10 protein-coding genes and 4 pseudogenes are annotated in these 10,313 nt (G+C 51.5%); 7 read left to right on the top strand and 7 right to left on the bottom strand.

Translation table 11 applies throughout. The features are described from left to right. The coding region (locus tag AP057_RS05785) for a transposase (protein WP_152968866.1) at positions 1-629 on the top strand (629 nt) is incomplete at its 5' end. A gap of 63 nt (positions 630-692) precedes the next feature. Here AP057_RS05785 and AP057_RS05780 read toward each other — a convergent pair. Together AP057_RS05780 and AP057_RS05775 are read right to left on the bottom strand one after the other, a co-directional pair. After that, a pseudogene (locus AP057_RS05780) lies at positions 693-911 on the bottom strand (spore coat protein); the annotation flags it as partial. A gap of 15 nt (positions 912-926) precedes the next feature. Then, the gene (locus AP057_RS05775) at positions 927-1,184 is read right to left on the bottom strand and encodes a hypothetical protein (protein ID WP_033010361.1); all 258 of its coding nucleotides are present in this window, start codon (positions 1,182-1,184) and stop codon (positions 927-929) included. 164 nt (positions 1,185-1,348) lie between these two features. Here AP057_RS05775 and AP057_RS05770 point away from each other — a divergent pair, with 164 nt between their 5' ends. Further along, positions 1,349-2,266, top strand: coding sequence for a proline dehydrogenase family protein (locus AP057_RS05770; protein ID WP_055358274.1), 918 nt, complete (start codon positions 1,349-1,351; stop codon positions 2,264-2,266). Positions 2,267-2,328: 62 nt separating this feature from the next. Here AP057_RS05770 and AP057_RS16090 read toward each other — a convergent pair whose 3' ends face one another. Next, a complete protein-coding gene (locus tag AP057_RS16090; protein WP_011232479.1) occupies positions 2,329-2,478 on the bottom strand; it encodes a YuzL family protein in 150 nt (49 codons plus the stop codon). Positions 2,479-2,662: 184 nt separating this feature from the next. On the opposite strand from AP057_RS16090, the pseudogene AP057_RS05765 reads away from it, so the two are divergent. Continuing rightward, positions 2,663-3,223, top strand: a pseudogene (locus AP057_RS05765) (3-hydroxyacyl-CoA dehydrogenase family protein); the annotation flags it as partial. 410 nt (positions 3,224-3,633) lie between these two features. Here the strand turns inward: AP057_RS05765 and prpE are convergent. Together prpE and AP057_RS05755 are read right to left on the bottom strand one after the other, a co-directional pair. Continuing rightward, entirely contained in the window at positions 3,634-4,371 is a 738-nt protein-coding gene (gene prpE, locus AP057_RS05760) for a bis(5'-nucleosyl)-tetraphosphatase PrpE (RefSeq protein WP_055358272.1), read from the bottom strand. A gap of 146 nt (positions 4,372-4,517) precedes the next feature. Further along, positions 4,518-5,693, bottom strand: a complete 1,176-nt coding sequence (locus AP057_RS05755) for an FtsW/RodA/SpoVE family cell cycle protein (protein ID WP_055358271.1) — start codon at positions 5,691-5,693, stop codon at positions 4,518-4,520. A gap of 198 nt (positions 5,694-5,891) precedes the next feature. On the opposite strand from AP057_RS05755, the gene fabI reads away from it, so the two are divergent. Both fabI and AP057_RS05745 read left to right on the top strand, forming a co-directional pair. Beyond that, the gene (gene fabI, locus AP057_RS05750; protein ID WP_055358270.1) at positions 5,892-6,668 is read left to right on the top strand and encodes an enoyl-ACP reductase FabI; all 777 of its coding nucleotides are present in this window, start codon (positions 5,892-5,894) and stop codon (positions 6,666-6,668) included. Between the two features lie 119 nt (positions 6,669-6,787). Continuing rightward, a complete protein-coding gene (locus tag AP057_RS05745) occupies positions 6,788-7,198 on the top strand; it encodes a CotO family spore coat protein (protein ID WP_049626048.1) in 411 nt (136 codons plus the stop codon). Positions 7,199-7,401: 203 nt separating this feature from the next. On the opposite strand, the pseudogene AP057_RS05740 reads toward AP057_RS05745, so the two are convergent. Together AP057_RS05740 and AP057_RS16950 are read right to left on the bottom strand one after the other, a co-directional pair. Beyond that, positions 7,402-8,448 (bottom strand): annotated as a pseudogene (locus tag AP057_RS05740) (glycosyltransferase family 4 protein); the annotation flags it as partial. Continuing rightward, positions 8,438-8,584, bottom strand: a complete 147-nt coding sequence (locus AP057_RS16950; RefSeq protein ID WP_235434180.1) for a hypothetical protein — start codon at positions 8,582-8,584, stop codon at positions 8,438-8,440. The pseudogene AP057_RS05740 and the gene AP057_RS16950, both read right to left, overlap by 11 nt. A 128-nt stretch (positions 8,585-8,712) precedes the next feature. Here AP057_RS16950 and AP057_RS05735 point away from each other — a divergent pair. Then, positions 8,713-9,810: pseudogene (locus AP057_RS05735) on the top strand (IS701 family transposase); the annotation flags it as partial. A 91-nt stretch (positions 9,811-9,901) separates the two neighbouring features. Then, a partial coding sequence (locus AP057_RS05730) for a DUF6444 domain-containing protein (RefSeq protein WP_235468483.1) occupies positions 9,902-10,313 on the top strand: 412 nt, incomplete at its 3' end.

The raw sequence follows: 10,313 nt of genomic DNA, 5'->3' as shown, positions 1-10,313 counted from the left end.
GGGTGTATGTGCTCATGGATTCGTGGTATCCGTCTAAGAAGCTCATCGAAGCCTGTCTGAAACAGGGATTCCATGTCATCGCGATRCTCAAGACGAACCGGATTCTCTACCCGAAAGGCATCGCCATCCAAGCCAAGCAGTTTGCCCGCTATATCGAGTCCAAAGACACCCGCCTCGTCACGGTGGGGCAGGAGCGTTATCGCGTGTATCGCTATGAGGGGGCCATCCATGGCCTCGATGACGCGGTGGTGCTGCTGGCTTGGAAGGCGGATCAGCCGATGGCGCCGGAACATCTTCATTGCATCTTGAGCACCGACCGGGAACTCGGGGACGAAGACATCTTGCGTTACTAYGCYCAGCGYTGGACGATCGAGTGCTTTTTCCGGCAGGCGAAAGATCAACTGAAGCTGGATGGATACCGCGTTCGCCACATTCGGGCGGTGAAACGGTATTGGGCGGTGGTGCTGCTCTCCTGCGTGTACAGCATCGCCGAATCCCGACAAAACCTCTCCGCCGGGCTGGAGCTTCTTCGGTCGCGGAAAGGCCACAGCGTCGTCGAGTTCATTTATGACGCTGCAAAGCAAGATATTCCCATTGATGTGATCAAAAAACAGCTCCGTATCGCGTAAGGGGTACCCTGTTTGTCTCTCTAACCATGGAAATTATTGTAATGAAAAATGCTCATCTACAGACATCAAGTTATACAGTTCGCGCTGGCAGTTTTGTGTTTCTGTGAAAATGTTCATCATTTCTTGATATAACGGTTGGTTGCTCGCCTCATGCAAGTACACGCTGTATGCCGACGTCATGTATTTTTCTGTTGTCAACATGTCGTTCAAAAAATCGCGTTCGTTCATTTGCGGCGTTTTCGGCACTTGCGTCTCTGGATTTTGCACTTGTTTTTGGTTCATCGGGCGTCCCTCCTTTCACATCACCGGCGGCTGCGGCGGGTTTTGCAAATGACGCAAAATCATGTTGTAATGGCGCTGATGCATTTGCCCGGCGCGCTCGATCGCCTGCACCACCTCGGGGTCCCGGCATTGCGCGGCGAAAAAGTGCGCCTTTTTCGCCGCGAGCAAGTTCCACGACATCATATCGGAAAAATACATGGCGTCTTTTGATGACACCATTTGCGGCGGCTCGGGCATCGCAGTCTGCGGGTTCATTTGCGGTTGTTGCTGCATCGCGTTTCGCTCCTTTCATGGTTTGTTCGCTTGTAGATTGTGCAGTGAGTGGAAAATTATTCACATATAAAAGATAAACCGTGCGGAAAAAACATATTTAATCGGGCGGAAACATGGTACAATAAGGATGATGAGTGCGTTTCCATACAAGGAGGCTTGCAACAGTGGAACAGCTGATGCGCGACTTTTTTTTGTTCTTGTCCAAAAATAAGACGTTGACCCGGTTGGCGAAGCGATACGGCCTCCGCTTCGGCGCGTCAAGGTTTGTCGCCGGCGAAACGATCGAGGAAGCGGTGCATGTCATCCGCCGGCTGAACGAAAAAGGGCTGGCCGTGACGGTCGACTACTTGGGAGAGTTTGTCGATAACGAGCAAGAAGCGAACGAGATGGCGCACCATTGCCTAGAGGCGATCGACGCGATCAGCCGCGAGAAGCTGAATTCGCAACTGTCGCTGAAAATGACGTCGATGGGGCTTGACATTTCCGATGATCTTGTCATGCGCAACATGCGCCGCATTTTGGATGCGGCGAAAGAGCGCGGCGTGTTCGTGACGATCGACATGGAAGACTATTCACGCTGCCAAAAGACGCTCGACATTTTTAAAACGTTGAAAAAAGAGTACGATAACGTCGGAACGGTCCTGCAGGCGTATTTGTACCGGACGGAGCAAGACATTGAAGATCTGAAGCCGTACCGCCCGAACTTGCGGCTCGTCAAAGGGGCGTACAAAGAGCCGCCGGAAGTGGCATTTCCAGACAAAAAAGATGTGGACGAAAACTTTAAAAAGATCATCAAGCAGCATATGCTAAACGGCAATTACACGGCGGTGGCGACGCATGACGACGCCATCATTGAATATACGAAGCAGCTCGTCAAGGAATACAATATCCCGAACAGTCAGTTTGAATTTCAAATGTTGTACGGCATTCGTCCGGAGCGCCAGGTCGAGCTGGCGCGCGAAGGGTATACGATGCGCGTGTACGTGCCGTACGGCACCGATTGGTACGGCTATTTTATGCGCCGGCTCGCCGAGCGCCCGGCCAACGTGGCGTTCGTCGTCAAAGGCATGTTCCGTAAGTGACGCCCATCGCCCGGCAGCGCGAAAGTCAAGCAGGCAAAAAGGGGACGGATGCCCTTAGGCGTTCAGTCCCCTTGCATGTTGTGCTTTTTGTACTGCTGATTTTGGCTCGTCCGCTTGCCGCCGCCGTCGGCTTCGACCGTCGGGCCGGCGTTTCCTTTCACACTCGCCGCGCTGACGCCGCGTTCAGACGGATTTTTTTTCAGCCGGGCCATCGTCTTCACCTCCTGGTTGTTAGTATGGATTGAAAGAACGGCGGCGATGTGAAAAAAAATGTGCGCAAATATATTGCGAAAATTACCAACATACTATATATTGAATATAGATAACGTTTTCACAGCTATTTTTTTCACCAAAAAATGAATGATGATTCATTCAATGGTGTGAGGGGGAACTGAAATGGCAAAACGCATTCGGCGCGCTGCGGTGCTTGGGTTCGGCGTCATGGGTTCGGGCATTGCCGCCCATTTGGCGAACGTCGGCATTCCGACGCTGCTGTTGGATATCGTGCCGCGGGAATTGACGAAAGAGGAAGAAGCAAAAGGTTGGACGCTCGAGCATAAACAAGTGCGCAACCGCCTCGCCAATCAGGCGCTGGAGCGGATGAAAAAGCAAAAGCCGGCGCCGCTGATGGCTCAAGACAATCTGGCGCTCATTGAAACCGGCAACTTTGAAGACGATTTCCATCGGCTGGCGGATGTTGATTGGATCATTGAAGTCGTCGTCGAAAACTTGGATGTCAAACGAAGCGTTTTCGCCCGCGTTGACGAGGTGCGGACGCCGGGGACGATCGTCAGCTCGAACACATCCGGCATCTCGATCGCTGCGATGGCGGAGGGGCGTTCGGATGATTTCAAAAAACACTTTTTAGGCACGCATTTCTTCAATCCGCCGCGCTATTTGAAGCTGCTTGAAATCATCCCGACGGAGCATACCGATCCGGATGTGGTCGCCTATGTCAACTACCCCCACTTAGCTAACGCTTGAAGTGGGGGCTTGCAACTCCCCAGAAGTACAAGCGGACTTCGTCCTCCTTCCTTGACTTGGGGTTGCATCAGGGCAGGTTGACAACTACCCAACGACGCAGGTCATGCCTGCATCGTTACCGATTCTCTCGGTGTGTCTGTTGGCAGTACTTGGCTTCCACACACAACAGACGGATCTACGCTCGATGTTTTACGGTTACAACGTTTCCTGTAACCAACTCCATACATCGAGTAGCCGTTATTGGAGTGCCTTTATTAAACGGTTTTCTCCACGCCTTTATTCTATCATACACAAAAGAAAAGGGGAACGCGCATTCCTCTCCCACTTACTCCCTTTGGTCGTTGAAGTGGGAGTCTCCTGCGCGAAATAGGATGAAGCGCCGGTTACGGGAACGAACGGAATTTTTCCGGAACGTATGGCATCGATGACGGAACCGAGACGGTCTCCATTTCCGGGTAGCGCAACGCAGTGAGCGCACCGCCGAACACACAGCCGGTGTCAATGTTGACGGTTCGTCCGACAAACCGCGGAGTTTTGACAGGCGTATGGCCATACACAACCCATGCGCTGCCGTGATACCGTTTCGCCCAGTCGCGGCGCACCGGCGTCCCGTCCGGGTTCGTTTCGCCGGTGATGTCTCCGTATAGGACGAACGTCTTGACTTTTTGATCCGTCCGCCCGATATAATCATGGCGAATGCCGGCGTGGGCGATGACAAGGCGCCCCTCATCCAAAACGGCGTACAGGGGCGCCTGTTCATACAGGCGGATGAACTTGCGGCGGACCATCTCCTGTTCGCTCGGGGGCAAGGCGCGATATTCCGCGACGGTCGTCTCAAGACCATGGGCGATTTGCACGTTGCGCCCTAAAAAGAAGCGGTACAGCTTATTGCAATGGTTGCCCGGCACGTAGTAAGCCAGCTTTCGCTCGACAAGGGCGGAGACGATCTCGATCATGTTCAGCGATTCAGGACCGCGGTCGGTCAAATCGCCGACGAAGCCGAGCTTTCGGCCGCCAGGATGAACGGGAATCCCTTCGTTCCATACATACCCTAGTTTTTCTGTCAACGCAACAAATTCTCGGCGACAGCCATGAATATCGCCGATAATGTCAATGGCCATAGGATGCTCTCCTTTCTGACTATGGTCGGTATACTACCAGTATGTCCGTCAGACAATAGAAAGAAAAGAGGAGATTGCGCCGGGACAGCCGCAAAATGGGTGGCGGCCGGCAAAAACGAAGCCGCCTGCCGGTAATGGGCAAGCGGCTATTCATCGCTCGCGAACATAAATTTCCGCGTCCGCGAATGGACATTTAAGACAAGGCCGATCGCCAGCATGTACGTGGCGAGCGAGCTTCCTCCATAGCTGATGAACGGAAGCGGCAACCCCGTGATCGGCAAAAGTCCAATCGTCATGCCAATGTTTTGGAACACTTGGAACGTAATCATGCCCGCGACGCCGGCACATAAATAGCTGCCGTATAAATCGTTGCTCTCCAAGGCAATATGGATCATGCGATAAATGAGCAGGAAAAAGAGAGACACGACGATGCTTGAGCCGACAAATCCGAACTGTTCGGCAATAACCCCGAAAATAAAGTCGGTATGCGCTTCAGGCAAGTACACTTGTAAATTGCCGAGCCCCTTCCCGTACAGCTCCCCCGAGCCGATGGCCATCAACGAACGGATGAGCTGAAACCCTTGGTCGGTCGAATATTCATACGGTGCGAGCCATCCGTAAAACCGGTTTAATTGGTAATCTTCTTCAATGATATATTTATGAAAAAAGTCCGGAAAATAAAAGTATATGAATACAATGGATGCCACGGCCGCCACTCCGGAAAAGACGATGCCGAAAATGATGCGCCAGCGGATGCCGGAAACGAGCACCAAGGTGGCGGTGATGGCCATAAACACCATCGACATGCCCATGTCTGGCTGCTTGGCGAGCAAAATGAGCGGCGGCAAGACGGTCAAAGCGATTTTGCCAAGCAATTTAAAATCATCGCTGATCGTCGGTTCGGGATATTTTTCCCGATGGTTGACGATGATGCGACTTAGGACGATGATCATAAAAATTTTCATCAGCTCGGATGGCTGAAAGTTTCCTCCAGGTAGATGATACCAACTCGTCGCCCCCTTAATGGTTACTGATCCTGGGACGTTCAATTCCAGCCCAAGCAACAGCAACATCCCGAATCCATACAAATACCAAGCGATTTGAAACAGCCGATCATAGTCAATGATCATCGTCAAGGCGATCACGACAGCGCCGATGGCGTACCATTGCAGCTGCTTGGAAGCGAAGTTGACGTTCTGCAGCTTCTCGGGAAGCATCGGCTCCGCGCTGTGAATGGCGATGGCGCTCACCACGGCCATTAAGAATAAAAGAAATAATAAGTGATAATCAAGCTTCGATTGGGAAAAACGGTCATGATCCATGGAACGATCCTCTCCATTCAAATGTACCATATACCATATTAGCGAATTGAGTCGGTTTTGCAAAGTGGGAAAAACCGCCGGCAGCATGAAGGAGCCAAAAGGCAAAAAGAAAGCGCGCATTTACATTGTTTGCCGCATCGCCTATAATAGAATTAACACCTGGTGCTAAGAATAAATGATAATTGGGAGGATGAACGAATGGTCTTATCATTGGAAGGACGTACATATGTCGTGATGGGGGTGGCGAACAAACGAAGCATCGCCTGGGGCATTGCTCGTTCGCTTCATGCTGCCGGCGCTCGGTTGGTGTTTACGTATGCCGGCGAGCGGTTTGAAAAAGAGGTGCGGGTGCTGGTCGATACGCTTGGGGATGAACGCTCCCTTCTGCTGCCGTGCGATGTGGCAAAAGACGAAGACATTGTTCAATGTTTCGCGCAAATCAAAGAACAAGTCGGCGTCATCCACGGCGTCGCTCATTGCATCGCCTATGCCAATAAAGAAGACTTGAGCGGTGAGTATATGAATGTCAGCCGCGAAGGCTTTTTGCTCGCCCATAACATCAGTGCGTATTCGCTCACCGCGGTGGCTCGTGAAGCGAAAGAGCTGATGACGGAAGGCGGCAGCATCGTCACCCTTACGTACTTAGGCGGCGAGCGCGTCGTGCAAAACTACAACATTATGGGTGTGGCGAAAGCGTCGCTTGATGCGAGCGTGAAATATTTGGCGAACGATTTGGGCAAATACGGCATCCGCGTCAATGCCATTTCCGCTGGACCGATTCGCACACTGTCGGCCAAAGGGGTGAGCGATTTCAACTCGATTTTAAAGCAAATCGAAGAACGCGCTCCGCTCCGCCGGACGACGACGCAGGAAGAAGTCGGCGATGTGGTGCTGTTTTTGTTCAGCGACTTGTCGCGCGGCATCACCGGGGAAATTATTCACGTCGACTCGGGATACCACATTTTAGGATATTAAAAACGTGCGAGCAGCCGTTCCTGTTGATGGAGCGGCTGTTTTTTGCTTGACTTGGGCAATTATTGAGATCATGGGCATACATATATAAGGTAAGGCAAGCATGGAAAAGGGGGATCGACGTGCGGAAACAAAACGTTGTGGAGACGGAGCCATTGCTTTACATTGTGCAGCCAAAAGCGATGCGGGCGGCGGCGCATATGCAAGAAACGTTTATGTGGACTAGCCGAACGCAACAGGAAGAGGAAGGAAATTCCAACGATGAACGAGGCGGCGAGGAGGAACCGACTGAATTTTTTGCCAAAAAAGAATTCCAAGCGATGGCGCTCGACGAACGGCTGGCCTTTTTGGCGGAGCTGCCCGGCCATTTGCCGCCGCTTAAATGTCAGTTTGTCACGCAGGAGCAAAGCTATGAAGGTGTGCTGAAGCAATGCACAGCGGATGAATTGGTGATCGCCGACGAGCGAGGGAACGAAACCGTTATCGGCCGCGCCGCACTTGTTTCCGTAACGATGATCGGATTTGTGCCATAACGGTTTCCCTTTCCCGCGTCGAAGCACAGCGTTGCCCGGATGCGGTGCATCGTCGGGAAAGGGATGGCCATAGTTCATGCCGCCCCCTCACTGTTGCAGGAGACATTCCCATTTGGCTTGCGGTTTATTTTTTGAGGCTTGCCGCTTTTCTTGCTGACGATGGTCCATTTGCGCCCGGAAGGCTTGCAATTACAAAAGGCTTGTCATCCATCATGTTTTGCTTGAGCCCGTTTGCGGTTCAAATGCGTTTTTGTCGCCGAGCCTGGCATCTGTCGGTTGCCGCTTGCAATAGTAAAAGGTTTCGAATGGCGGCCGGTTTGCACGTTCTGGGGGGCAGGAGCGCCTTTTGCGCTTTCGGTTTGTGACGCCCTCGCCTCTTTTTGTTTGGCGCTCTGTTGATCGTCTGCCAGTGGGGCGGCACGTTTTTTCTTCCGTTTTTCGTTTTTCACATTCGCTTTTTCTGTTTTGGGAGGCATTGTCCGCGCCGCTGTATTCTTTTTCGACCGTTCCGTTTCTTTTGGGTCCGTTTGAGGCGACACCGGTTGTCCGAATGCCTCTTCTGTTTGCAGTTCTGTTGTGAGAGCAGCTGTTGATTCGAATTCTTTGGCTTGCTCCCACACTTCCAATAACTCCGAAGCGACCCGCTCCCAATGATACAGCGAAACAGCCAGCTCGCGTCCTTTTTCGCCCATTCTTTTCATCAAAGATGTATTGGATAATATTTGGGCGATCTTGTCGGCGAAATCGCTTGGGTTCTCTGGGTTTTCCACGATCAGGCCATTTTCATTCGCCAAAATGACTTCTGGATTGCCGCCTCTGGCTGTCGTGACGATCGGAAGGCCTGCCGCCATGGCTTCGTAATGGACGCGCGCCAACGGCTCCTGCCATTGGGAAGTGCAGACAAACACATCAGCAGCCGCAAACCAATTTTGGATTTCATTTGGGGAGACAAAGCCTGTTGTGATGACGGGCACAGGCATTCTTTTGGCCAGCGCTCTTACGTATGCGACATAATCGGTAATATCGTTTTCGCTAAACCAGTTACTTCCGACAATGACAAGCGCTATGTCTTTAAACTTTTTGGCCAGCTCCGGCAATGCCAAAACGAGTTTGTCGACTCCCTTATTGCGCGACAGGCGGCCGGCGAACAAAATGACCGTTTTGTTTTCGAGTCCATACGCCCGTCGGATGTCGCTGCGGATTTTTTGCATTTTGGGATGGCTCCCCGGCAAAAATCGTTCACTGTCCACCAATATCGTGAAGATGATAATAATTGAGAAGTGGAAACGGATGGCTGCCGTCATCGGCGAACGATCCGATAATAATCGGCCGGTATTTTTTCAAACGAACCATTTGCTTGTAAATAAACCGTTGGTTAATTTTCATTTTTTCATGCTGTAGATGAGCAAATTTGCTAACATAAATTTACAAACTAAACAAAAAAGGAGACATGAACCCGATTCCTTGGTTAGAATAGATGTGCTACCAACTACCCACAAGGAGGTTCATGTCTCATGAATAGATTAGCACATCATCAAGGAATCCACAAGTTTTTCATGACGCTGGGATTGGCGCTTTATTTCTCGAAGCCGGTCATCAAGCATCTCGTTCATCTTGTCGACGCCTTGACGACCAAGGGATTTTCGGGGACATTGACGGATGTCCGGTACTGGAGTTTTCATCCGAATCATCGAACCACGCTCAGCCACTTTTTCACGAAAAGCCCTTGGAACGAGGAAAAACTGCTTGAGAAGCTTCAGGAGTGGGTTCTTCGCCAGATCGAACGCCTGGCCAAACGGACGAATCAACCCCTGTTCCTTTCGATTGATGATACCATTTGCCAAAAAACGAAGCCTTCGTCACGGGCAACGCACGCCATTCAAGGGTGTGACTGGCATTTCTCTCACAGCGATCATCAATTGGTCTGGGGGCATTCGCTTGTTTGGCTGATGGTGCACACCTTCACGCAAGCGTTTCCGTTCGCCTTTCGTCTGTATGACAAGACATCGGGAAGAAGCAAAATCGACCTGGCGATCGAGATGCTTTCCTCGCTCAAGGGGAAGCGGGCTCAGCCGGTGTATGTGCTCGTGGATTCATGGTATCCGTCCCAAGCGCTCATCGAAGCCTGTCTGAAACAAGGATTCCATGTCATCGCCATGCTCAAGACGAACCGGATTCTCTACCCGAAAGGTATCGCCATCCAAGCGAAGGAGTTTGCCCGCTATATCGAGCCAAATGACACCCGCCTCGTCACGGTGGGGAACGAGCGCTATCGTGTCTACCGCTACGAAGGCGCGCTCAACGGTCTTGATGACGCGGTGGTGCTGCTGGCTTGGAAGGCGGATCAACCGATGACGCCGGATCATCTCCATGTCATATTGAGCACCGACCGGGAGCTGAGTGACGAAGACATCTTGCGTTACTATGCCCAGCGCTGGACGATCGAATGCTTTTTCCGGCAGGCAAAAGACCAGCTGAAGCTCGATGGGTACCGTGTTCGCCACGTTCGGGCGGTGAAACGGTATTGGGTCGTGGTGCTGTTAGCCTGCGTATACAGCATCGCGGAATCTCAACAAGACATCTCTTCCGGCCTGGAGCTTCTTCGGTCTCGGGTAACTATTCAGCCACATCATAAAGTGAGCTGAATATTTTTTGCTTTTCCTGTCTATGATGTGAATATTGATAGACAAGGAGGTGAATCACATGTTGACGGTACAACAAGCTGTATTTACAGTTGAGGGCTTAATCGGCAAAGTCCAACAACAAAAACAGCTCATTCATCAACTCGTTCAAGAAAATGAACATTTGCGTCACGAAAACAAACAACTACGCAAAGAAAATGAACAACTGAAGTACCGTGTTCAAGAGCTGGAAGCACGCACGAAAAAAAACAGCTCCAATAGCCATTTGCCCCCATCTTCTGACCGTTTTGCCAACACACGTTCTTCTCGTCAACCATCTGGCAACAAGCCAGGCGGACAAGAAGGACATCAAGGAACGACGCTCCGTCAAGTGGAACATCCACATCATCGTGTCGTCCACCGTGTGCATACGTGTCAAGGATGTGGGGCTTCTTTGCGTGACGTCAAACCGTTCAAAGGCGATATCCGTCAAG

The sequence above is a fragment of the Geobacillus sp. Sah69 genome, from assembly GCF_001414205.1.
Classification (GTDB): Bacteria; Bacillota; Bacilli; order Bacillales; family Anoxybacillaceae; genus Geobacillus; species Geobacillus stearothermophilus.
Note: the sequence above shows the minus strand (reverse complement) of the source record. Positions and strands in the feature narration are given on the sequence as shown.

Bases quoted from the DNA above. Each gene is read 5' to 3' on its own strand.
- AP057_RS05775 (WP_033010361.1), bottom strand. From the start codon at position 1,184: ATGCAGCAACAACCGCAAATGAACCCGCAGACTGCGATGCCCGAGCCG.
- AP057_RS16090 (WP_011232479.1), bottom strand. From the start codon at position 2,478: ATGGCCCGGCTGAAAAAAAATCCGTCTGAACGCGGCGTCAGCGCGGCG.
- prpE (WP_055358272.1), bottom strand. From the start codon at position 4,371: ATGGCCATTGACATTATCGGCGATATTCATGGCTGTCGCCGAGAATTT.
- AP057_RS05755 (WP_055358271.1), bottom strand. From the start codon at position 5,693: ATGGATCATGACCGTTTTTCCCAATCGAAGCTTGATTATCACTTATTA.
- fabI (WP_055358270.1), top strand. From the start codon at position 5,892: ATGGTCTTATCATTGGAAGGACGTACATATGTCGTGATGGGGGTGGCG.
- AP057_RS16950 (WP_235434180.1), bottom strand. From the start codon at position 8,584: ATGAAAATTAACCAACGGTTTATTTACAAGCAAATGGTTCGTTTGAAA.